Source organism: Kitasatospora sp. MAP5-34 (assembly GCF_029894335.1).
Lineage (GTDB): Bacteria > Actinomycetota > Actinomycetes > Streptomycetales > Streptomycetaceae > Kitasatospora.
This window is the reverse complement of the sequence record NZ_JARXZC010000035.1, coordinates 1-21,665: the sequence shown is the minus strand read 5'-3', so window position 1 is coordinate 21,665 and position 21,665 is coordinate 1. Positions and strand designations below refer to the sequence as shown.

Genomic DNA, 21,665 nt, shown 5'->3' with positions numbered 1-21,665 from the left:
CGACCACCAGCTTCGACCGCATCGCGTAGCACACGCGGGGCGGAGTGGGGCGGGGAGCCTGCCGCGAGGTCGTGGCCAGGGCCGGCCCGCGCCCCGGCGGCGGCTCAGAGCCAGCCGCGCAGGGCGGCCTGAACGCCGGCCCCGTCCAGTGTGGGTGTGCTCCAAGGCATGATCAAGTCTGACCTGACCACCAGTCACGTCTGGAACGGTTCCGCCACGGTCAACAACAGCGTCACCGTGACCGTGCCGCAGCAGCAGTACGGCTGGGTGACACTGTCGGAGCTGGCGAAGAAGGTGACCGGCACCTGGACCTTCGACGCACGCGGCATCCCGTGGACGGCCGACGACACCATCAGCGTCCCGCTGGCGGACGACCCCAGCGGTGGCGCCATGCTCTACGTCGCCAACACCAGCCCGACCTTCACCTCCTGCGCCTGAGCCGCCCGGAGACCGGGCGGAAGCCGAGCGGAGATCACTGAGCTGAACTGAACTGCGCTCGCCGGTATCGGTGTCCGACCATGAGTCGGGCACCGATACCGCGCGCCAGGCTGCTGTGGAGGTGACCGTTCGCACGCCGAAGGCGCAGGCGATCCTGGTGACAGTCAGCGTCAGTCAACGAAGTACTACCAGCACTTCACCGTACGCACGGCTACTTTTTGACGCCCTTCTTGGCATAAAGCTCGCCCTCGGCGGTGAGGTCTTTGGTCACACGGAGGCCGTTAGCGCCGACCGTGGTGAACTTCGTGGTGCCGCCGTCGCTGACGTTGATGTCCCTGTTGGCATAGAGCACGCCGTGCGCCACCAGGTCTCCCTCGACACTGAGTCCGGACTTGGCGGCGAGCTCTCTCGTCACGCGGAGGCCGTTGACGCCAAGCGTGGTGAACTTCGTGGTACCGCCGTCGCTGACGTTGATGTCCCGGTTGGCATGGAGCACGCCGTTTGCCACCAGGTCTCCCGCGACGCTGAGCTGGGACTCGGCGGTGAGCTCTCCCACGACGCGGAGCCCGTTGACGTTGACCGAGGAGAACTTCGTGCGCCCGGCCTCACTGACGATGACGTTGTTGTTGGCGACGAGGAAGCCGTTCGCGACGAGGGTTCCCGTGACACTGAGCTGGTAGTCGGCGGAGAGGTCCCCCAGGACGCGGGCCCCGGTGACGCCGACCGTGGAGAACTTCGTTCGCCCGCCCTCACTGACGGCGAGGTTGTCGTTGGCGTACAGCGGTCCGTTCACGATCACCGTGGACTGGGCGGCGATGCCACCGCGCACGGTCAGTGAGTCCAGGGTGGGATTGGGGACGGTGAGCGTGAGAGTGGCGTACTGGTAGACCGGGGTGAAGCCGTTGGCGGCTCCCTGGGACCCCGAGAGCACGGTTGCCGCGACGATGAACGTGGTGTCGCTGAAAATGCCGTTCGGGAGGCTGAAGGAAGTGGCGGAACCCTGCTGGATGGGGCTGCTGGATTTGCCGTCGTACAGCTGGAAGTGGGTGCCGTTGCTCTCCCAGGTGAGGTGGATGGGGCTACCGGAGGTGAAGCTCGTCAGCGGCGCGCTCGTCGCGGCCTGGCTGCCCCGGGCCAGGAAGCTGTGCAGGTAGAAGGCGGGTTCGACGACCGTCATGGTCCGCCTGCTGTACTTCTGCGTGTAGCCGGCACCTGCGGAGGTTTTCGAGCGCTCCAGGATGCGGTAGGTGAGCGGGCCGCCGGAGGAGAGCAGACTGCCGCTGAGACCGAAGTTCAGCGGGTAGTTGATCAGGTCTCGCTGCGGGTTCTGCAGCTGGAAGGTGATCAGGTAGTACGAGCCCGTAGGAGCCCCGGGGAGGTTCAACTTCTGCCCGGTGTCCTTCCGGACCGAGAAGGTCCAGTCGCTGCTGCTGCTGGCAGGCACCGGCGCCTGGGCGAAGTACGCCCGATCGCGGGTGTCGTCCGCCGGCACGGCGATCTCGATGCGGGAGCAGTGAACGGCCTGGCTGCCGGGCAGGACGGCCAGGTTGATGGTGGCCGGGGTAGGGAAGTCGGCATCCGCCTGCAGCGGCGCCGGGCTGGTGGAGGTGCGGTACTTCAGCAGCGGGGAGGTTGACGAAGACGGCACGAGCGGAACCTTCCTGCAGGCGGTGAAGAAGAGTTGCCGACTACTGAGCGGCGCTGAGCTGTGCGTGGGACGGCCGGAATCGTGGTCGGTGACGATCTGGAAGCCGGGAAGTGGTGCGGACTTGACGCTTCGTCAGGCCACAGCGAGAAGCCGCGACGTCGCTTCACGTTGGCCGCTGACCGCTGACCGCAGATCGTTCCCTGATTCGGCAGGCGGGTGCCTCAAGGGCAGGAACCGCAACCGTCTCGACCGGCTCACCGCACCGAAGCCGACGTGGCCGCATCCGGTGCGGATACCCGCGCAACGCACTCACCGGGCATCCCCTCACCTCCCACCACGAACACTGCTGGTCAGCCGGTTCACCCAGCCTCGCGGGCGACCCGCGGGCTGCGCAAGGCCACCGGATCGGCCAGAGCTCACTTTCGGACACCGACACCCACCCCTGACGGACCGTCCGACGTGCGCTCCTGTCACTGACCACCTACCGTGCGTCTGGAGGGGGGCGACCACGTACGAGAGGTGAAATCTCCATGGCAGGCAAATTCGAGCTCTACACCGACGAGTCGGGCATGCACCGGTTCCGGCTGAAGGCGAGCAACGGCTCGGTCGTCGTCACCGGCGACCCGCACGAGTCGAAGGAACTGTGCATGAAGAGCATCGAGTCGATCAGGAAGCTCGCGCCGTACGCGCAGGTCCAGGACCACGCGAACGCCCCGGCATAGCCCTGCTGTCGCGCGGGCCGGCTCCCCTGCCTTCGGCCGGAGAGCCGGCTCGCCGCCTGTCGCCGTTCCCGTACTACCCCGCCAGCAGCTCCACCAGGACGGCCGCGTGGCTCAGCTCCGCATCGCGCGTCGCGGTCAGCAGGGTCACCGGGCCTCCGCCGGCGAGCTCGCGCAGCCGCCGCAGGGCCTCGGCCGGTGCGCCGGTACCGAGTTCGGCCAGGTAGCGCTGCCTGAACTCGGCGTACAGCTCGGGCTGGTGGCCGTACCAGCGGCGCAGCTCGGTCGAGGGAGCGACCTCGCGCAGCCACTCGTCGAAGCCTGCGTCCTCCTTGCGCAGCCCGCGCGGCCAGAGCCGGTCCACCAGGACCCGGGTGCCCTCCTCCGGCTCCGGTTCGGCGTAGATCCTCCGGTACGTGACAGGCATCCTCGGCTCCTTCTCGTCGGGTGTTCGGGTCTCGCGTGTTCGGGTCTCGGGCGCAGGGGTCGGCCTGATCCGATCGTCGCCCGCATGCCGCCGGGAACCACGCATCCGCCGCACGGCGGGCCAGGCCGAGCGGCGGCGGTGCGACCACGCCTGCCTGACGGCTCGTACGGCGGGAAGCGGAACCGGTACGCGGCGTACCTCCACACACCCCTGGGCCCATCGACGCGCGGGGTTTCGGGGACTCCGTGACGCGAGCAGGTCAGGGGGCCACAATGAAGCAGCCGGACCCGCGAACTCTCGGAGGATCCATGCCACACTCGCTCGCCTCCGTCCTCGGCGACCGCCGGGTCGTCTGCCTCCAGGGCGGATATCAGTTCGTCCTGGAGCTCTCGGACGGGCTCGCCGTCACGATCAGCAGCGACTTCCGCCTGACCACGGGCGAAGCCGTGACGGGCATCGCCGGGGTCGAGCACTTCTTCCCCGGCCTCGCCATGGAGCCTTCCGGCGGCCTGCTGAAACTGCCCGGCGCCCGGATCTCCGAGGCCGGCACCACGCTCGCCGGGGGCCTCCACCTCTCCTTCGACTGCGGCCTCGCCCTCGACGTCCCCCCGGACACCGCCGACCAGCCCTGGGTCGTCACCGGCCCCACCGGCCCCCTCTTCACCGCCCTCCCGGGCGGCTACCTGACCACCTGACGACCGCCGGTGGTCGAGTGCACCCAGGGGGCACCCCACGGGCGCGCGCGGGGGACCTCCCGGCCGAAGGCTGCGGGCAGCTGGCAGCTGGCAGCTGTCGCTGCCCGCCGCCTTTCCCCGACCGCCCGGCAGAGCCGCTCAGCAGATCCGGGGCAGCTGCTCGCCGATCGGCAGGTCGACGACCCGGGTGCCGCCGAGGCCGGTGCGTGCGACCACCATGCCGGGGTGCTCGCTCACGACCTCGCCGATCACGCAGGCCTCCGCTCCCAGCGGATGGGCCCGCATCGCCGCCAGCACCGCCTCGGCGTGCTCGCGCGGGACGAACGCGACCAGCTTGCCCTCGTTGGCGACGTACATCGGGTCCAGCCCGAGGATCGCGCAGGCGTTGGCGACGGCCGACGGGACGGGGACGCTCCGCTCCTGGATCAGGACGCCGGTGCCGGAGGCCAGCGCGATCTCGTTGAGGGCGGCGGCCAGCCCGCCCCGGGTGGGGTCGCGCAGTACGTGCAGGTCGGGGGTGACGCTGAGCATCGTGTCGACCAGGCCGCCCAGCGCGGCGCAGTCGCTCTCGATCTCGACGCCGAACTCCAGGCCTTCCCGGACGCTCATGATCGCCACGCCGTGGACGCCGATCGCACCACTGACGATCACCACGTCACCGGGAACGACCCGCTGCGGACGCAGGTCGACACCCGCCGGGATCAGGCCGATCCCGGCGGTGTTGATGAAGATGCCGTCGCCGTGCCCGGCCTCGACCACCTTGGTGTCGCCGGTCGCCACCTCGACACCGGCCGTCCGGGCGGCTCTGCCCAGCGCCTCGGCGACCCGGGCCACCACCGACAGCTCGACGCCCTCCTCCAGGATGAACCCGCAGGACAGGTAGGCGGCTCTGGCGCCGCTCATGGCAAGGTCGTTGACCGTTCCGTTGACGGCGAGGTCGCCGATGCTGCCGCCGGGGAAGAACAGCGGGCGCACCACGAAGGAGTCGGTGGAGAAGGCGAGTCGGGCGCCGCCGAGCGACACCGTTGCGGCGTCGCCGAGTTGGGCGAGCACCTCGCCGCCGAAGGCCGGCGCGAAGATGTGCTGGACGAGCTCGGCGGACATCGCGCCGCCTCCGCCGTGGCCCATCACCACGCGCGGTTGGTCGCGCAGCGGCGCCGGGCAGGTCCAGGCGAGCAGGTCGGGCGCCGACTTCAGGGCCAACTCCCGGGGGGCGCCGGCACTGAAGGTCTCGGTGATGTCAGGCAACGGGGCTCGCCTCCAGGCGCGTCGGGGCGGTCTCGAGCCGCCGGTAGAGGTAGTAGGCGGCGCAGGCGCCCTCGCTGGAGACCATGGTCGCGCCGAGCGGGTTGCGTGGCGTGCAGGTGGTGCCGAACGCCTCGCACTCGTTCGGCTTCAGCAGGCCCTGCAGGACTTCGCCGCTACGGCAGGCGGCGGGCTCCTCGGTCCGGATGCCGGTCACCGAGAACCGGTGCTCGGCGTCGAACTCCCGGTAGCGGGAGGACAGTCGCCACCCGCTGCCGGGAATCACGCCGATCCCGCGCCACGCCCGGTCGGTGACCTCGAAGACGTCCGCCAGCATCGCCTGCGCGGCCGGATTGCCCTCGGGCCGGACGGCACGCGGGTAGGCGTTCTCCACGGTGTGCTCGCCGCGCTCCAGCTGCCGGACCGTCCGGCGGACGCCCTCCAGGATGTCCAGCGGCTCGAACCCGGTGACGACGATGGGGACTTGGTAACGCTCCGCGAGTGCCGGGTACTCCTCGACGCCCATCACACTGCACACGTGCCCGGCCGCGAGGAAGGCCTGTACCCGGCAGCTCGGCGACTGCATGATCGCCTCGATCGCCGGCGGTACCCGCACATGGGACACCAGCAGGCTGAAGTTGCGGATGCCGAGCTTGCGCGCCTGGTACACCGTCATGGCGTTGGGCGGCGCGGTGGTCTCGAAGCCGATGCCGAAGAAGACCACCTGCCGTTGCGGGTTCTGCTGGGCGATCTTCAGCGCGTCCAGCGGCGAGTACACCACCCGGACGTCCCCGCCCTCACTGCGCACCCGGAACAGGTCCCGGCCGGTGCCGGGTACGCGCAGCATGTCGCCGAACGAGCAGAAGATCACCTCCGGCCGGGAGGCGATCTCCAACGCCTTGTCGATCACCTCCAGCGGGGTGACGCAGACCGGGCAGCCCGGGCCGTGGATCAACTCCACCTGATCGGGCAGCAGTTGGTCGATGCCGTGCCGGATGATGGTGTGTGTCTGCCCGCCGCAGACCTCCATCAGCGCCCACGGCCTGGTCACCGTGGCATGGATCTCGTCGAGCAGGCGCCGGGCCAGCTCCGGGTCCTGGAACTCGTCGATGTACTTCACTGCTGCGCCTCCTGCGGTGCCGCTCCGGTCTCATCGTCGGCCCAGGGGTAGCCGTTCGCCTCGGCGGCCAGCTCCCACGGATCGCCGAACTCCTCTTGGAGCATCCCGAGGTTGGCGAACAGTTCGAGCGTCTGCCGGGCTGACTCCTCGTCCAGCCGCTGCAGGGCGAACCCCACGTGGACGATGGCGTACTCGCCGACCTGGAGGTCCGGCAGGTACTCCAGGCACACCTCCTTGACCACGCCGCCGAAGTCGACGGTGGCCATCCGGGTGCCGTCCCGTTCCTCGATCTCCAGCACTCTGCCAGGTACCGCCAGGCACATGGGGTTCTCCTCGTTGTGGGTGGGTTCCGGCTGTCCGGGCCGGTCAGTGGATCGCGTCGGGCCTTGCCGCGACCATGAGTTGGCCGAGTGCCAGGCCTCCGTCGTTGGGGGGCACCTGGCGGTGGCGCAGCACGGTGAAGCCGTCCTGGCGCAGCGCGGCGGCGCAGCCGGTGGAGAGCAGGGTGTTGGCGAACACCCCGCCGGTGAGCGCGACCGTCTCCAGCCCGTACCGCTCCCGCGCCAGAACGCAGGTGCGGCGGACGAGTTCGGTGACCGCCGCATGGAAGCGGGCCGCGATCCGGCCCGGCCCGGCGCCCGCCCGCAGGTCGGCGACGACGGCCGCCAGCACCGGCCCAGGGTCGGCGACCAGCTCGGCACCGCCGGAGTGACCAGAACTCAGCCCGAACTCGTAACCCGGGCCGGCATCCTGGCCTGCATCCTGGGCGACGTCCAGCGCGGCGGACTCCAGCTCGATCGCGGCCTGCGCCTCGTAGCCGGCCAGCTGGCAGACCCCCGCCAGGGAGGAGACCGCGTCGAAGAGCCGACCCATGCTGGAGGTCGGCACACAGTTCAGGTCACGCTCCAACTGGCTTGCCATCAGCCGGAGTTCATCCGGCGGGCAGGCCGCCGTACACGGCAGGTCCGACCCCCAGGCGATACCGGCCGCACGAAGGTGGGCCAGCGCCATCCGGTACGGGCGCTGGACGGCGGCGTCACCGCCCGGCAGCGGGACGTACGCCAGTTGCCCGAAGCGGTGGTAGCCGTCGTAGTCGGCAAGCAGGACTTCGCCGCCCCAGACCGCTCCGTCGTCGCCGTAGCCCGTACCGTCGAAGGCGACCCCGATCACCCGCCGGGTGCCGTCCAACCCGTGTTCGGCCAGCGTGGACGCGATGTGCGCGTGGTGGTGCTGAACCCCGGCCAAGGTCCGTCCGCCGCGCACCCGGCCGGCCCACCGGCCGGAGCGGTACGCCGGGTGGAGGTCGGCGGCCAGCAGCTCGGGACGGACGCCGGTGATCGACTCCAGCTGCTGCTCGGCGCGTTCGAAGGCGTGCTGGGTCGCGAGGTCGTCCATGTCCCCGATGTGCGCGGAGAGCCAGGCGTGCCGCCCCTCGCCGAGGCAGAAGGTGTTCTTCAGGTCTCCCCCGACGGCCAGCGCCGCCCGCACCGGCAGCGGCAGTGTGACGGGCAGCGGGGCGTAGCCGCGTGAGCGGCGCAGCGCCAGCGGGGCGCCGTCGCAGATCCGCAACACCGAGTCGTCGCAGGGCACCTGGATCGGGCGGTCGTGGGTGAGCCAGGCGTCGGCGAGGTGGGCCAGCCGGTCGAGCGCTTCGGCGTCGTCGGTGACGATCGGCTCGCCGGACAGGTTTCCGCTCGTCATGACGAGCAGCCGGGGCCCGGGCGGGTCGCCGGGCAGCCCGAGCAGCAGGTGGTGCAAAGGGGTGTAGGGGAGCATGAAGCCGAGGTCCGGGCTGCCGGGCGCGACGGACTCGCACGGCGCCCCCGGCTTCCGGCGCAGCAGGACGATGGGCCGGACGTGCCCGCTGAGCAACGCCCGCTCCTCGGGGCCGAGGTGCGCGAGCGGCTCGATGTCACGGAGCTCCCGGGCCATCAGGGCGAACGGCTTGGCACCCCGGTTCTTCCGCCGCCTCAGCAGCTCCACGGCCACCGGATCGCCCGCGTCACAGGCGAGGTGGTAGCCCCCGAGACCCTTGACCGCGAGGACTGCCCCTGCCCCGAGCAGCCTGCGGGCCTCGGCGACCGGATCGTCAACTCCCTTCGGAGCGCCCGTCCGTACGAGTCGCAGGCGCGGTCCGCAGGCGTGGCAGGCGACGGGCTGGGCGTGGAAACGGCGGTCGGCCGGGTCGGTGTACTCGCGGGCGCAGTCGGGGCACATCGGGAAGCGGGCCATCGTCGTGTGGTCGCGGTCGTAGGGCAGGCCGGTGACGATGGTGAAGCGCGGCCCGCAGTTGGTGCAGGTGATGAACGGGTGCCGGTACCGGCGGTCGGCCGGGTCGGCGAGTTCGGCCAGGCAGTCGGCGCAGGTGGCCACGTCCGGGGAGACCAGCGTGCGGGCCGGGCCGCCGCCGCTGGACGCGAGGATGGCGAAGCCGGCACCGCCCGCGACGGCGACCCGGTGGTGGTCGACGGACTCCACCACCGCGAGCAGCGGTGCGTCGTCGGCGATCCGCGCGCAGAAGAGCAGCACCGCCTCGGCCGGGCCCTCGACCTCCGCGATGACGCCCTCGGCAGTGTTGGTCACGTGACCCGCGAGTCCGAGGCCGGTGGCGAGCGTGTAGACGAAAGGCCGGAAGCCGACGCCCTGGACGACTCCTCGGACGGTCACCCGGCGGCGCTCCACCGTGTCGGCGAGGGCGGTCACCGTCCCGGGCCGGGGGCTGTTCACGAGTGGTGGTGCGCCAGGCTGTGGTGTTCCGCGTGGTCACCGTCGTGGTGATCGTGATCGTGCTGCTGGTGGTCGTGCTGCTGGGCCATGACCGGCGCGTGGACGGGCCCGCCGACCGCGACGGCGAGCGCCCGGTCGAGCAGGGCGCCCAGGCCGGCTCCGGTCTTGGCCGAGGTCAGCAGCACCTCCACACCGGGGTTGACCTGTTCGACGTGCGCGCGGAACGCCGCCTCGTCGAACTCGACGGCGTCGGCGAGGTCGGTCTTGGTCACCAGCACCAGGTTGGCCAGGCCGAACGCGGTGGGGTACTTGAGAGGCTTGTCCTCCCCCTCGGTCACCGAGGCGAGCGCGACCCGCAGGGATTCACCGAGGTCGTAGGAGGCCGGGCAGACCAGGTTGCCGACGTTCTCCACGAAGAGCAGCCGGGTGTCCTCGGGCAGCCAACCGTCCAGGTGGCCGCCGAGCATCCCCGCCTCGAGGTGGCAGAGCCCGTCGGTGAGCACCTGCTTGACCGGGACACCCGAACGGGCGAGGCGTACGGCGTCGTTCTCGGTGGCGAGGTCGGCGGTCAGCGCGGCGACCGGCACCCCGCGCCTGCGGGCGAGCAGCAGCTCCTGCTCCAACAGGGCCGTCTTCCCGCTGCCGGGGCTGGAGAGGAGATTGACCACGATGACGCCACGGGCGGCGAGTTCGGCGCGCAGCTGGTGTGCGCGGATGTCGTTCTTGGCGAGTACCGCCTGCTGCAGGTCGACCACACGACACATGGTTCAGCGCTCCTCGTGGATCCGTTCGCGGGTGGGGGCCGGGGTAGGGGCCCGGGTCGTTCCGTCCTCCCACCGCACGCTGACGATCTGCAGTTCGCGGCCCGAGAGCAGTTCGGCGGTGGCCGAGCCGCACTTCGGGCAGCACAGGTCCGGCGGCATCCCGACGGCCCACTCACCGGCGCACGGCGCGCAGCGGGCGCGGGCCGGCACCGGGTCGGTGACCAGCTCGGCCCCCTCCAACACCGTTCCGGTGCAGGCGAGTTCGAAGCAGAAGGCGAGCGAGTCGGGGACGACCCCGGCGAGTTCGCCCACCTGGAGCCGGACCGACCGGACGGCGGTCGCGCCACCGGCCAGCGCCGCCTCCTCCACCTGGCCGATGACGGCCAGCGCGATGGACATCTCGTGCATCGGTCTCTTCCTGCCGGGCCGTGGGTTCCGGTCCATTACAGGCCGGTGCGCAGGTGGCGGCGGACTGCCACGCCGCCACACCGCGCCGGGGGTAACTCGTTCGGTTCAGTACTCGGCCACGCGCTCGGTCTCACATGCAGCGCATGCGCAGATAGCGCTTGATGTCCGGCAGCAGCTGCAGCACCAGAGCGCCGGCCGCCGCGAGGACACCGAGGGAAAAGATCTTCTTCAACATGGGAACGCGTTCCTCTCATCAGTCACGAGTAGCTCTTCCGCATCCGCATCCGCATCCGCTTCGCCGAGCAGGCGCAGGACGAGGCGTACGGCCTCCGGCACCGCGTCGGCGACCGGGGCGCTGAGCCCGATCCCCTCCTCCACGCAGGCGGGTTCGCAGCCCACCATCAGCGTGCGCCGGGGCGGGGTGCCGCCGGTGCCGACGCACAGGGTGTCCAGCAGCGCGAGGACCGCGTCGGGGGACATCCGGTGCCCGTCGAGCAGGGCCTCCTGCGGCTCGACACCGCCGGGCCGGGCTCCCTCGATCAGGTACAGCGTGCCGGGTTCGCCGCCACGAGCGGTGGCGTCGAGCAGCACGAACGTGTCGTATCCGTCGAGGAGTTGGTAGGCGAGGTGGACTCCCCGGACGCCGACGTCCAACGTCTCCACATGTGCGGGCAGCGGCTCACCGGCCAGTCGGCGTACCGTCTCGACACCGAAGCCGTCGTCGCCGAGGAAGATGTTGCCGACCCCGGCGACCAGGGTCCGGCGGGCGGGGGTGCTCACTCGTCCTCCAGCGGGATCACCTCGTCGGGCTGGAAGTACAGGAACCGGCCCTGCTCCCGCCGGATGTCGGCGCCCGGATCGCCCTCGACGGTGACGGCGAGATGCACCCCGCCGTCGACGTCGTGCAGCACCGCCTCCACCAGGGCGTCCCGCCCGTGCAGGAACAGGTCCTGGGCGTCGGTGCGCCGGAGGCCGGGCCGCAGGCGCACCCGGCTGCCCAGGCCCACCGACCGGCCGTCCACCACGATCCGGTCCCGGGCGGGGTCGAAGGCGCTGTCGCTCGCCGGATCCCACCAGGGGGTCTCCGGCCGCATCAGGTCGACGTCGTCCGTGGCGGCTGCGGGCTCGGTGATCTCCCGCAGCGACCTCACGGCGCCGTGCAGACGTTCCAGCACCTCGGGCGGCATGGTGTCGGCGAGGTCGATGACGGCCGCCGCCCGCGCGTCGGTGCCCCTGGCCTCGCGCTTCTCCTGGTCGGTGAGGGCGGCGGTGCGCAGCGCGAGGATCTCGTCGATCTCCAGCGCGTCATAGAGCGCGCCGGGGCTCTCGGGGGCGATGGCGGGGTGGTCCTCCAGGATGATCGGCGAGGAGAGCACCACGTCCGGACGCCCGCCCTCGCCCGCCAGCACGGGCCAGGTGTGCAGGTTCTCGCAGGCCGCCGCCGCGCCCTTGGCCCACTCGGGCGGGTCGGCCATCGAGAGGAACGAGCCGGCGCTGAGGCCCAGCATCAGGTGGGCCGAGACCAGCGAACGCGGCAGCGCCGCCTCGCGGTCGGAGTGGTCGGAGTCCGTGTGCCGGGGCTGCCAGTCGGCGGTGTTCTCCACCACGGCGGTGAGCCGCTGGACGGCGTACGGGCCCGGCAGTTCGGCGGCGGTGAGCCGGACCGTCCCGTGCACCTCCTCGCGTCGGCGCAACAGCCGGCCGACCAGCCGCCCGGACTCGTCGTACACCGCCTCGGTCTCCTCCCGGACCGGCCGGGTGAAGGGGAACGCCCTGCCCTCGCCACTCAGTTCGGAGACCGGGACGGCCAGTTGGACCCGCTCCTCGACGCCTTCGTCCCAGGGCGTCAGGACCCGGTCGGCGAGCTCCAGTTCGGGAACGGTCTCGTAACCGCCTTCGGGCAGGGCCCGTTGGACCACCCGGCGCTGGGCGTGCAGGAAGCGCAGCTCGACGAAGAGCGTCGCGCCGTGCCGAGGCTCCATCAGGCACTCGGTGCGCTGGAAGGCATGCTCGCCGCTGTCGGCGCCCCAGGCGGGCGGCACCAGCACGCCGAACTGCCAGCGCAGCCGGTTCTTGGCCGCCGACGCGCGGTAGGGGTAGAGCACGTAGCCCTCGAAGAGCACCGCGTCGGCGACCTGCCGGGCGGCCGCGAACCGGGTCTCGATCTCGGGCGTGATGGTGGACGTCGTCACGGGGCCGTCCTCTCGGGGGCGAGCAGCGCCGGGGCGGGCGGCGCCGGGGTGGGCGGCGGCCCGTGGGAGGCCGTCGTGCGGGAGGCCGAGGGCGGCTCCGCCGTTTCGAGCAGTTCCCGGACGGTCGCCTCCCAGGAGGGCAGTGCTCGGCGGGAGCGGTAGACGAGCAGGGCGTCCATGGTGTCGCGCGGCAGCCGGAGCCAGCCACAGCCGGGGAAGTGCTGCTCGACCATGTCGCGCCAGACCTGCACGGGCATCCGGTAGGACGCCTCGCGGTCCCAGGGCACCGGCTCGACGTGGAAGCCGCCGGGGCCGGTGAACGCGGTGCCGGAGAAGAGCATCAACAGCGGTACCTCACCCTCGTCGAGGGCGTTGAAGTACCTGGTCGGCGCGACATCCAGGTCGTAAGTGCAGGGAACCGGCAGGTCGATCTCGGTCTCCCCGGTGAAGCCGGGCACCACCAGCGAGACCTGGGCGAACTGCAGGGGCAGCAGGGTGCTGCCCCAGCGGGCGCGTTCACCGAAGAGATCGGCCAACCCCTCGGCCTCGTCGGCCTGGTAGCCGCGCCTGGCCGGCTCGATGCGGAGCTGGCAGCGCAGCGCGACGGCGTGCACCCGGGTGCCGGGTGTGGCGGTGATCCGCAGCCGGAACACCAGGGTGGGCCCGGCGGCGTACCGGTCGGCGCTGACTCCCGTACAGGCGAAGGAGAACTCCGTCACGGCCGTCCGTCCTCGATCGACCAACCCTCGGGCAGCCGGCCCCCCTCAGGTGCTCGGCCCGCAAGCGGTCGGCCCTGCGCCCACTGGTCCTCCCGGGGTGTCCGGGCCCGCCGGGCGACGTGCGCGAAGAACTCCTCCAGGTCGGCCCGCGCTTCTGACCCACCGTCAAATCCCTGCCAGTGCAGCCGCATTCGCCCGACCAGCTCGTAGCAGATGTCGATCGGCACCAGAAAGCACTCGTACCGGCCGGCCACCCGGCGGAGCAGCAGCGCCTCCACGTCCGGTTCGAGCAGCCCGGCGAGCCGCGAGCCGCCGAGGACGGACTGCCAGGTCGCCGGGTCGAGTTCGCTCTCGGTGGCGCCGGCCGGGCTCGGGTAGAGCGCGACCAGGCGGTCCAGGGCGGCGTTACGGAAGAAGAAGGCGACGCTGACCGGGATCTGCAGCTGCTCCCACGCGCTGTCGTCCAGACCGTGGTCCGGATCGGTGAAGTACCGGTCCGGTACGGTCCGGAACCGCCCGCCGGCCGCCCCCGGGCGCTCGAACAGCAGGGCGCACGGGGTGCAGGCGCAGGCGAGCGAGCGCTTCTCGGTGTCCACCAGGTGGCGGTGACCGCCCTCGGCGACCGCCACGCCGCAGAGTTCGCAGCGCTCCGGCTGCGGCCCGGCCGGGGCGACGAAGCGGCGCAGGCCGACCGGCCCGGGGGCGGGCCCGGTACGCGGGGGCCAGGCCTGACGGGTGGTCATGACGCGACCACCGAGGCCGGGCGGGGTGAGATCTGCAGCAGCGTCGGCTCCTTGGCGGCGGACTCCAGCTGCACCGAGCTGACTTCGGTGGCGAAGCAGGCCAGCGCGTCCTCAACAGCCTGCCGCGCCGCCGAGTTGGTGCTCGGGCAGCCGCAGCCGCCCGAGTCGGCGGAGCGCACCCGCAACGCGCCGGTGTCCGGGTCGAAGGCGATCAACTCGACCGGGCGGCCGGGCAGACTCTCCAGCGCACGGTTGATCCGGACCTCCGTCGGCTCGGGGTGCAGGTCGTGCAGGACCAGCATCCCGGAGACCAGCTCGTCGCGCAGCAGCCGTTCCAGCGCGGCGGGTTGGGCCTTCCCGAGCAGGGCCAGGATCCGGGCCAGCCCCGCGCCGTAGAAGTCCATCAGGACACGGACCAGCTCCTCGGCCGCGTCGCACGCCTCGCGGTTGCCGGAGGCGGCGAGGCGGTCCAGTACCTCCTCGACCCGCCGCCCGGCCTGTTCGGCATTGGGTGCCGGCACCCCTGTCGCGCTCATCCGCCCATTCCGCTCAGGCCGGTGGGCACGTGCAGCTGCTTCACGGTCCGGCCGTTGCCGGTGTACATGTGCACGCCGCAGGGCAGGCAGGGGTCGAAGCTGCGCACGGCGCGCATGATGTCGATGCCCTTGAAGTTCTCCGGGGTGTTCTCCTCGAAGATCGGGGTGTTCTGCACGGCGTCCTCGTACGGGCCCGGAGTCCCGTACGTGTCACGGGTGCTGGCGTTCCACGGGGTCGGCGGGTACGGGTGGTAGTTGGCGATCTTGCCGTCCCGGATCACCATGTGGTGCGAGAGGACCCCGCGCACGGCCTCGGTGAAGCCGACGCCCAGGCCCTCGTCCGGGACCTCGAACTTCTCCCAGGTCTGGGTGCGCCCGGCCCGGACCTCGGCGAGGCCCTTCTCGGCGAAGTGCAGTGCCACGGCGGCCGCGTAGGCCTGGAAGTACGTGCGGGCGCGATTGCGCTCCAGCGCGTTGCTCCACTGCGGGATCTTCCACTCGAAGGTGGTCTCCGGCTTGGTCATGGTCCTCGGCAGGTTGATCACCACGCTGTGGCCGGTGGCCTTGACGTAGCCGATGTCGACCAGGCCGGAGAGGGCGGTGGACCAGAGGCGGGCGATCGGGCCGCCGCCGGTGTCCAGCGCCAGGTAGTCCTTGCCGTCGAACCAGCGCGGGGACATCACCCAGCTGTACTTGTCGTCGAAGTTCCGCTTCTGCGGCGCGGGGATGGTGTGCTGGTTCCACGGGTGGCGCGGGTCGACGGGGTTGCCGAGCGGGTCGTGGGTGACGAACTGCTCCTTGCCCTCCCAGTCCTGGTAGTACGAACTGCCGAGCAGGATCCGGATGCCGAGGTTGATCTTCGTGAGGTCGTTGGTGACCAGCTTGCCGTCCACGACGATCCCGGGGGTGACGAACATCCGCCGTCCCCAGTCGGTCATGTTGCGGTAGGTGAAGTCGCAGTACTCGGGGTCGTTGAGCGCCCCCCAGCAGCCGAGCAGCACCCGGCGGCGGCCGACCTCCTCGTAGCCGGGGAGCGCCTCGTAGAAGAAGTCGAACAGGTCGTCGTGCAGCGGGACGACGCGCTTCATGAACTCCACGTACCGCATCAGCCGGCTGAGGTAGTCCGTGAAGAGCTGGACGGAGGCGACAGTGCCGACGCCGCCCGGGTAGAGGGTGGAGGGGTGCACGTGGCGCCCCTCCATCAGACAGAACATCTCCCTTGTGTAGCGGCTGACTTGGAGGGCCTCGCGGTAGAACTCGCCCTCGATCGGGTTGAGCGACCGCATGATGTCGGCGATCGTCTTGTAGCCGTGTTCACCGGCGTGCGGGGCGGGGGTACGCTCGGCGAGCTCCAGGACGCCCGGGTTGGTCTCGCGGACCATCCGCTCGCAGTAGTCGACCCCGACCAGGTTCTCCTGGAAGATGTTGTGGTCGAACATGTACTCGGCGGACTCACCCAGGTTGATGATCCACTCGCCGAGGTGCGGCGGCTTCACCCCGTAGGCCATGTTCTGCGCGTACACCGAGCAAGTGGCGTGGTTGTCACCGCAGATGCCGCAGATCCGGCTGGTGATGAAGTGCGCGTCCCGGGGATCCTTGCCGCGCATGAAGACGCTGTAGCCACGGAAGACCGACGAGGTGCTGTAGCACTCCGCCACCTTCTTCTGCTTGAAGTCGATCTTCGTGTGAATGCCCAGGCTGCCCACGATCCGGGTGATCGGATCCCAGGACATCTCCGTCAGGCCACTGCCGTCGCCGGCCGCCTTCGTCGTCGGTGTTGCCATCGTGTCTGCCGTGCCCTTCTTCGTGCGGGAGAGTCGGTCCTACTGCGGGCCTGTTGCGGGTCTACTTCAGTCCGTCAGCTGTCCTACTGCCGTCCTACGGCGCTGCTACTGCGGTCCTGGTGCGGGACGGGCCCGGTCACCACGGCGGCCGGTAGCCGGTGGTGAGTTTGTCGCCCCGGTGGCGCCACTTGGGCTCCTTGTCCACGGTGGCGGCGGTGATCGACCGCAGCTTGCGGATCACCGTCCCGTAGGCGGCGCTGGCGGTACTGGAGACCTTGCCGCCGGGGGGCTCGTCCATGAACGGCATGAACTTGTCCGGGAAGCCGGGCATGGTGCAGGCGATGCAGATGCCGCCGACGTTCGGACAGCCGCCGATGCCGTTGATCCAACCGCGCTTGGGCACGTTGCACTTGACGACCGGGCCCCAACAGCCGAGCTTGACCAGGCACTTGGGTGAGTCGTAGGTGGTGGCGAACTGGCCCTGCTCGTAGTAGCCGGCCCGGTCGCAGCCCTCGTGCACGGTGGCGCCGAACAGCCAGGCCGGGCGCAGGTGTTCGTCCAGCGGGATCATCGGCGCGGCGCCGGTCGCCTGGTACAGCAGGTAGACCAACGTCTCGGAGAAGTTGTCCGGCTGGATCGGGCAGCCCGGCACGCAGACGATCGGGATACCGGCCTTGGACTTCCAGTCCCAGCCCAGGTAGTCGGGCACGCCCATCGCGCCGGTCGGGTTGCCCGCCATCGCGTGGATGCCGCCGTAGGTGGCACAGGTACCGATCGCGACCACCGCGAGCGCCTTGGGGGCGAGCCGGTCGATCCACTCACTGGTGGTGATTGGCTGGCCGGTCTCGGGGTCGTCGCCGAAGCCGCACCAGTAACCCTCGGCCTTGATGGCCTCGTTGGGGATCGACCCCTCGATGACCAGGACGAACGGGTCGATCTCACCGCGCTCGCCCTTGAAGAACCACTCGATGAAGTTGTCCGCACCCTGCACCGGACCGCACTCGAAGTCGATCAGCGGCCAGTGCACGGCGATCTTCGGCAGACCGGGGAGCACGCTGAGCGCGATCTCCTCGATGCTGGGCTGCGTCGCGGCGGTCAGTGAGACCGAGTCGCCGTCGCAACTGAGGCCGGCGTTGATCCAGAGGATGTGGATCGGGGCTTCTTCCTCGGCGGCCGGTGCGGTGGCGCCCGAGGTACCGGTGGTGACCGGCGATGTCGTGTTCATGGGATTCCTCCTCGGGGAGGTCTGTGACGAGAACCCGCACGTCAGCCACCAGCTTCCGGGGCCGCCGGATCCGGTGCGACATCAGGCGGGGCCAATCCGGTGACAGCCGTGCGGCGGGGCGCCCGGCCGCCCCTGCGGACGGCCGCGCGGCGCCGGGCGTGGTAGGGAGCGTCGGGACCGAGGAACGTCCAGCCCGGCTCCCGCTCGAGCCAACGGCCTCCACACGCTCGCGGTCCGCCTCCTTCCGGGCGATCCGCGCCCGCGCGCCCGGCAGTGCCGCCAAAGGGCCCGCAGGGTGGGCGGGTCAGGCGGAGGCCGCCGGGCCGTCCCGGAAGTCCACCCGGATGTGAGAGCCGTCGCAGAGCGGCTTGTTGCGCGAGTGACCGCAGCGGCAGAGCACCACCCGGTTGCGGGTAGGCAGTTCGCTGCCGTCGGCGAGGGTGACCGGGACGGATCCGGTCAGCCAGAGCGGTCCGTCGGTGACGGCCGCGATCTCCACCGGGAGGTCCGGTTCGTTGTCCGGCTGGTCCGGTCCCAGCCGGTAGGTGAGCCGCCCGGACGGGCAGTGGTCGACCATCGACATCACCAGGCCGCGCACCACCGGGTTCTCGGTCGCGGGGACGAGGTCCCAGACGCTGGTGGCGCGGTTCTCGCAGAACGCGGCGCCGATGCAGAGCTTCTGGTAGTCCCGAACCTCGAAGCCGCTGCCGCCCAGGCTGCGCGCGTTCTCGTCGTACGGGCCCTCGGGTTCGGCGCTCTCGCTGCCGTCGAAGCCGAGCCGCTGGTGACTCCCGTCGCAGAACGGCTTGTTGGCCGACTGCCCGCAGCGGCACAGGTCCACCGTGCCGCCGCCCTGGGGGCCGGGCAGCGGGTGCGGCGAGGACCAGGCCAGCGACTCGCCGTCGGCCGAGGTGACCACCGCCTTCCGGGTGACGGCGACCGGTCCGCCGACCCGGTAGGGGCCGTCGGGGGTGACCGTCACCCGGGGCTCGACGGGGCTCTCGTCGGAACTGGCAGGGCTGTACTCGTCCACGGGCGGTCCGTTCGGGCGCAGGAGGCGGGACAGGTCGGCAGAGACCGACGGTCCGTCAACCGTCCGGACCGGCACCGGCCTCTCCCTCCGCCGATCTTCGACCGCACGAGCCCGGCGACGGCCCCAGCCGCACCCGCCGCGCCCACCCGCTCCACCCGGATGGCCGCACCGGCGCCGGGGCGCCCCTCGGTGGAACTGCTACGACGGCCCCTGGCCGACCAGGCGGGCCACCTTGCGGGCGGCCACCAGGAGCGGGTCCCAGACCGGGGAGAACGGCGGGGCGTAGGCGAGGTCGAGCGAGATCAGCTGCCCCACCGTCAGCCCGCAGGACAGCGCGACGGCCGCGACGTCGATCCGCTTCGCCGAGCCCGCGCCGCCGACGATCTGCACTCCGAGCAGCCGGCCGGTGCCCTGCTCGGCGAGCATCTTGACGGTCATCATGGTGGCGCCCGGGTAGTAGCCCGCCTGCGCGGTGGACTCGATCACGGCGGCGGTCCAGCGCAGGCCGGCGGCCGCCGCCTCCCGCTCGTTCAGGCCGGTACGGGCGATCTCCAGGTCGCAGACCTTGGTGATCGCCGTACCGACCACGCCGGGGAAGGACGCCCGCCCGCCGCCGAGGTTGGTGCCGATCACCAGGCCGTGCTTGTTGGCGTGGGTGCCCAGCGCGACGTGCTGGTACGCCCCCGACACCAGGTTGAGCACCTCGACGCAGTCGCCGCCCGCCCAGACGTCGTCCGTGCCGACCACCCGCATGGTCTCGTCGGTGAGCAGCCCGCCGTGCGCTCCCAACGTCAGCCCGGCGGCGCGGGCCAGCCCGGTCCGGGGGCGGACGCCGAGGCCGAGCACGACCACGTCCGCCGGGTGCTCACCGACCGTGCTGCGGACGGCCCTTGGCCGTCCGTCCGGGCCGAGCAGCACCTCGACCGCCTCGGCGCCGGGCACCACCTCGATGCCGAGCTTGTCCATGCCGAGCCGGACGAGACGGCCCAGGTCGGGGTCGAGGGCGGGCATCGGCTCCGCCGATCGGTGCACCAGGGTGACCCGCAGGCCGCGCAGCAGCATCGCCTCGGCCACCTCGATGCCGATGTAGCCGCCGCCGACCACGACGGCGGTCCGGACGTCCTCGTGCAGGGTGTCGATCAGCGCGGCGCCCTCGTCCAGGGTCTGCACGCCGTGCACCCCGGGCGCGTCGAAGCCCGGCAGCGCGGGCCGTACCGGCTCGGCACCCGTCGCGACGACCAACTGGTCGTAGTCGGTCCACTGTTCGGTGCCGGTCTCCAACTGCCTTGTGAGCACCCGCCGTCCGGCGTGGTCGATCTCGGTGACCTCGGTACGCAGCCGCAGGTCGATCCCGTTCGCGCGGTGCTGCTCGGGGGTGCGGGCGATCAACGCGTCCTGCTCGGCGACCTCCCCGCCGACCCAGTACGGGATGCCGCAGGCCGAGTACGAGGTGAACGATCCGCGCTCGAAGGCGGTGATCCGGAGGTCGTCGACGCCACGCCGTCTCCGCGCCTGGGAGGCCGCCGACATCCCGGCGGCGTCCCCGCCGATGACTACCAGATGCTCTGTCATACCCGTCCGCCTTCCGCCGCGCGGACCCGGCGGGCCCGCAGGGCTCCCATCATCGCGGTCCGCCCGGGGCTCGACATGATCTTTTATTAGTAACGGAACTTTACTAATCGTGCACACACCGAGTCCGCACTGCGCGACGGTGCATAGAGTGGCCGAAACACAGAAATGATCAGTGGCACGGACAGCAGGACACCGTCCGTACACCCCGACGACAGCGCGAAGGCGCGGAGGCGACCATGAGCTCCCACCCGGCCACCGGACCAGGCGAGGGCTCAGCGCGGAAGCCGGATCCGGCCCGGAGCACCCCCGGCGACACCCCTCTGGAGACGCCTGTGGACCCTCCCCTGGGCTCGGCCGTGGACCCCACCCTCGACCAGCCGTGGAACCGGCAGCGGCTGCGCAGCAACAACGAGTGGCTGCTGCTCGAACGACTGCGCACCACCGGCCCGGCCTCCCGCGCCCAACTCGCCCGGGACAGCGGGCTCTCCAAGCCGACCGTCTCCGCCGCGCTCGCCTCGCTCGAGCAGGCCGGCCTCGCCCGCGAAGCCGGTCTGCTCGCCCCCGAGCGCGGCCGGATCGCCGTGCTGTACGAGCCCGACCCGACCGCCGGCCACGTCCTCGGCATCGACATCGGCCGCGACTGGCTGCGCATCGCCGTCGCCGACCTGGTCGGGGGGATCACCGCCCGCAGGGACGTCCCGAACCGGGGCCGGACGGCCGACGCCGTCGCCGACGCGGTGATCGCCACCGCCCACGCCGCGATCGCCGAGGCCGGGCTGACACCCGAGCAGGTGGTGCACGCCGCGATCGGCACACCGGGCGTCTGGGACGAGTCGCAGCAACGCGTCCGGTACGCGCCCAACCTGCCCGGCTGGGGTCGGCCCGGACTGTTCGACCGTATCCGGGCCGGGCTCGACAGCGCGATCAGCGTGCACAACGACGCCAACCTCGCGGCGCTGGGCGAGTACGCGCGCGGATCGGGGGTCGGCAGCAGCGTCTTCGTCTACCTGCTGATCGGCACCGGCCTCGGCATGGGCGTGGTCTCCGGCGGCAAACTGCGCCAGGGCGCGCACGGCACGGCGGGCGAGATCGGCTTCCTGCCGCTGCCCACCCCGCCCGGCTCCGCACCGGGCACCCGCGCCACCCTGGAGTCGGCCGCCTCCGCCGAATCGGTCCTGCGGACCGCCCGGGAACTCGGCCTGCGCTGCGTGACCACGGCCAAGGAGGTCTTCGACTCGGCCCGCGCCGGTGACCCGATCGCGCTGGCCGCCGTACAGCACGAGGCCGAGCAACTCGCCTACGCGGTGGCCGTGGTGTCCTGCGTGCTCGACCCCGACGTGGTGGTGCTCGGCGGCGGCATCGGCCACAGCGCGGACCTCCTCCTCGGCCGGGTCGAGCGGGCCCTGCACGACCTCACCCCGCTCCGCCCCCGCCTCGCCCCGAGCCTGCTCGGCGAGGACGCCGTGCTGATCGGGGCCCTCTCCACCGCGCTGCGCACCGCCCGCCCCGAGGTGTTCCACCGCCGGTCGGCCGCAACGGGCCGACCCTGACGCGAGCCGCACCCGGGCACAGCGGCAGGGCTTCGGCGTAGTCGCGTGACGTCCGTTTTGTGATCACGCGAGGCCGAGGAGAGCGAGGGGCCGGGTGGCGTCGCGGGCGTTGCGGCGGAG

The 21,665-nt window shown here is 71.5% G+C and carries 21 protein-coding genes; 4 read left to right on the top strand and 17 right to left on the bottom strand.

Going from position 1 to position 21,665, the window contains the following annotated elements:
- Positions 1-168 precede the first annotated feature (168 nt).
- Positions 169-438, top strand: a complete 270-nt coding sequence (locus tag P3T29_RS24730; protein WP_280718817.1) for a hypothetical protein — start codon at positions 169-171, stop codon at positions 436-438.
- A gap of 211 nt (positions 439-649) precedes the next feature.
- On the opposite strand, the gene P3T29_RS24725 is transcribed toward P3T29_RS24730, so the two are convergent.
- Positions 650-2,086: a hypothetical protein gene (locus P3T29_RS24725; RefSeq protein ID WP_280718816.1), complete on the bottom strand. Its 1,437-nt coding sequence runs from the start codon at positions 2,084-2,086 to the stop codon at positions 650-652.
- Between the two features lie 530 nt (positions 2,087-2,616).
- Here P3T29_RS24725 and P3T29_RS24720 point away from each other — a divergent pair.
- Positions 2,617-2,808: a DUF1508 domain-containing protein gene (locus tag P3T29_RS24720; protein ID WP_280718815.1), complete on the top strand. Its 192-nt coding sequence runs from the start codon at positions 2,617-2,619 to the stop codon at positions 2,806-2,808.
- A gap of 73 nt (positions 2,809-2,881) precedes the next feature.
- Here the strand turns inward: P3T29_RS24720 and P3T29_RS24715 are convergent, their stop codons facing one another.
- Positions 2,882-3,232: a DUF488 family protein gene (locus tag P3T29_RS24715; RefSeq protein WP_280718814.1), complete on the bottom strand. Its 351-nt coding sequence runs from the start codon at positions 3,230-3,232 to the stop codon at positions 2,882-2,884.
- A 308-nt stretch (positions 3,233-3,540) separates the two neighbouring features.
- Here P3T29_RS24715 and P3T29_RS24710 point away from each other — a divergent pair, with 308 nt between their 5' ends.
- The gene (locus tag P3T29_RS24710) at positions 3,541-3,927 is read left to right on the top strand and encodes a DUF6188 family protein (RefSeq protein ID WP_280718813.1); all 387 of its coding nucleotides are present in this window, start codon (positions 3,541-3,543) and stop codon (positions 3,925-3,927) included.
- A gap of 138 nt (positions 3,928-4,065) precedes the next feature.
- Here P3T29_RS24710 and hypE read toward each other — a convergent pair whose 3' ends face one another.
- The 15 genes from hypE to P3T29_RS24635 all read right to left on the bottom strand — a co-directional run bounded on the left by hypE (position 4,066) and on the right by P3T29_RS24635 (position 19,995).
- Positions 4,066-5,055 (bottom strand): hydrogenase expression/formation protein HypE, encoded by a 990-nt coding sequence (gene hypE, locus P3T29_RS24705; RefSeq protein WP_280718866.1) that lies wholly within the window; start codon positions 5,053-5,055, stop codon positions 4,066-4,068.
- A gap of 112 nt (positions 5,056-5,167) precedes the next feature.
- Entirely contained in the window at positions 5,168-6,292 is a 1,125-nt protein-coding gene (gene hypD, locus P3T29_RS24700) for a hydrogenase formation protein HypD (protein ID WP_280718812.1), read from the bottom strand.
- Positions 6,289-6,615, bottom strand: a complete 327-nt coding sequence (locus P3T29_RS24695; protein WP_280718811.1) for a HypC/HybG/HupF family hydrogenase formation chaperone — start codon at positions 6,613-6,615, stop codon at positions 6,289-6,291. The genes hypD and P3T29_RS24695 overlap by 4 nt, the downstream gene beginning before the upstream one ends.
- A gap of 43 nt (positions 6,616-6,658) precedes the next feature.
- Positions 6,659-9,019 carry a carbamoyltransferase HypF gene (gene hypF / locus P3T29_RS24690; protein ID WP_280718810.1) on the bottom strand — a complete coding sequence of 787 codons (2,361 nt, stop codon included), beginning with the start codon at positions 9,017-9,019 and terminating at the stop codon, positions 6,659-6,661.
- Complete coding sequence (gene hypB / locus P3T29_RS24685) at positions 9,016-9,783, bottom strand: hydrogenase nickel incorporation protein HypB (protein WP_280718809.1); 768 nt, start codon at positions 9,781-9,783, stop codon at positions 9,016-9,018. The genes hypF and hypB overlap by 4 nt, the downstream gene beginning before the upstream one ends.
- Before the next feature lie 3 nt (positions 9,784-9,786).
- On the bottom strand, positions 9,787-10,191 hold the full coding sequence (locus P3T29_RS24680) for a hydrogenase maturation nickel metallochaperone HypA (RefSeq protein WP_280718808.1): 405 nt from the start codon (positions 10,189-10,191) through the stop codon (positions 9,787-9,789).
- Positions 10,192-10,419: 228 nt separating this feature from the next.
- The gene (locus P3T29_RS24675; RefSeq protein ID WP_280718807.1) at positions 10,420-10,971 is read right to left on the bottom strand and encodes a hydrogenase maturation protease; all 552 of its coding nucleotides are present in this window, start codon (positions 10,969-10,971) and stop codon (positions 10,420-10,422) included.
- A complete protein-coding gene (locus P3T29_RS24670) occupies positions 10,968-12,383 on the bottom strand; it encodes a hypothetical protein (protein ID WP_280718806.1) in 1,416 nt (471 codons plus the stop codon). Before P3T29_RS24670 ends, P3T29_RS24675 begins: the two co-directional genes overlap by 4 nt.
- The gene (locus tag P3T29_RS24665) at positions 12,380-13,102 is read right to left on the bottom strand and encodes a DUF6084 family protein (protein ID WP_280718805.1); all 723 of its coding nucleotides are present in this window, start codon (positions 13,100-13,102) and stop codon (positions 12,380-12,382) included. The genes P3T29_RS24670 and P3T29_RS24665 overlap by 4 nt, the downstream gene beginning before the upstream one ends.
- A complete protein-coding gene (locus P3T29_RS24660; RefSeq protein ID WP_280718804.1) occupies positions 13,099-13,845 on the bottom strand; it encodes a DUF5947 family protein in 747 nt (248 codons plus the stop codon). The genes P3T29_RS24665 and P3T29_RS24660 overlap by 4 nt, the downstream gene beginning before the upstream one ends.
- The gene (locus P3T29_RS24655; RefSeq protein WP_280718803.1) at positions 13,842-14,381 is read right to left on the bottom strand and encodes a hypothetical protein; all 540 of its coding nucleotides are present in this window, start codon (positions 14,379-14,381) and stop codon (positions 13,842-13,844) included. The genes P3T29_RS24660 and P3T29_RS24655 overlap by 4 nt, the downstream gene beginning before the upstream one ends.
- Complete coding sequence (locus P3T29_RS24650; RefSeq protein ID WP_280718802.1) at positions 14,378-16,165, bottom strand: nickel-dependent hydrogenase large subunit; 1,788 nt, start codon at positions 16,163-16,165, stop codon at positions 14,378-14,380. The genes P3T29_RS24655 and P3T29_RS24650 overlap by 4 nt, the downstream gene beginning before the upstream one ends.
- A gap of 136 nt (positions 16,166-16,301) precedes the next feature.
- A complete protein-coding gene (locus P3T29_RS24645) occupies positions 16,302-17,390 on the bottom strand; it encodes a hydrogenase expression protein HypE (protein WP_280718801.1) in 1,089 nt (362 codons plus the stop codon).
- A gap of 304 nt (positions 17,391-17,694) precedes the next feature.
- Positions 17,695-18,423, bottom strand: coding sequence for a CDGSH iron-sulfur domain-containing protein (locus P3T29_RS24640; protein ID WP_280718800.1), 729 nt, complete (start codon positions 18,421-18,423; stop codon positions 17,695-17,697).
- Positions 18,424-18,621: 198 nt separating this feature from the next.
- Positions 18,622-19,995 (bottom strand): FAD-dependent oxidoreductase, encoded by a 1,374-nt coding sequence (locus P3T29_RS24635; RefSeq protein WP_280718799.1) that lies wholly within the window; start codon positions 19,993-19,995, stop codon positions 18,622-18,624.
- Positions 19,996-20,327: 332 nt separating this feature from the next.
- On the opposite strand from P3T29_RS24635, the gene P3T29_RS24630 reads away from it, so the two are divergent.
- On the top strand, positions 20,328-21,545 hold the full coding sequence (locus P3T29_RS24630) for an ROK family transcriptional regulator (protein WP_280718798.1): 1,218 nt from the start codon (positions 20,328-20,330) through the stop codon (positions 21,543-21,545).
- The last annotated feature ends 120 nt before the right edge of the window (positions 21,546-21,665 follow it).

Excerpts from the sequence above, each read along its gene's own strand:
- P3T29_RS24710 (WP_280718813.1), top strand. The coding sequence starts at position 3,541 with ATGCCACACTCGCTCGCCTCCGTCCTCGGCGACCGCCGGGTCGTCTGC.
- P3T29_RS24635 (WP_280718799.1), bottom strand. The coding sequence starts at position 19,995 with ATGACAGAGCATCTGGTAGTCATCGGCGGGGACGCCGCCGGGATGTCG.
- P3T29_RS24715 (WP_280718814.1), bottom strand. The coding sequence starts at position 3,232 with ATGCCTGTCACGTACCGGAGGATCTACGCCGAACCGGAGCCGGAGGAG.
- P3T29_RS24695 (WP_280718811.1), bottom strand. The coding sequence starts at position 6,615 with ATGTGCCTGGCGGTACCTGGCAGAGTGCTGGAGATCGAGGAACGGGAC.
- P3T29_RS24660 (WP_280718804.1), bottom strand. The coding sequence starts at position 13,845 with ATGACCACCCGTCAGGCCTGGCCCCCGCGTACCGGGCCCGCCCCCGGG.
- P3T29_RS24655 (WP_280718803.1), bottom strand. The coding sequence starts at position 14,381 with ATGAGCGCGACAGGGGTGCCGGCACCCAATGCCGAACAGGCCGGGCGG.
- P3T29_RS24650 (WP_280718802.1), bottom strand. The coding sequence starts at position 16,165 with ATGGCAACACCGACGACGAAGGCGGCCGGCGACGGCAGTGGCCTGACG.
- hypE (WP_280718866.1), bottom strand. The coding sequence starts at position 5,055 with ATGGGCCACGGCGGAGGCGGCGCGATGTCCGCCGAGCTCGTCCAGCAC.
- P3T29_RS24720 (WP_280718815.1), top strand. The coding sequence starts at position 2,617 with ATGGCAGGCAAATTCGAGCTCTACACCGACGAGTCGGGCATGCACCGG.
- hypB (WP_280718809.1), bottom strand. The coding sequence starts at position 9,783 with ATGTGTCGTGTGGTCGACCTGCAGCAGGCGGTACTCGCCAAGAACGAC.
- P3T29_RS24730 (WP_280718817.1), top strand. The coding sequence starts at position 169 with ATGATCAAGTCTGACCTGACCACCAGTCACGTCTGGAACGGTTCCGCC.
- P3T29_RS24680 (WP_280718808.1), bottom strand. The coding sequence starts at position 10,191 with ATGCACGAGATGTCCATCGCGCTGGCCGTCATCGGCCAGGTGGAGGAG.
- P3T29_RS24645 (WP_280718801.1), bottom strand. The coding sequence starts at position 17,390 with ATGAACACGACATCGCCGGTCACCACCGGTACCTCGGGCGCCACCGCA.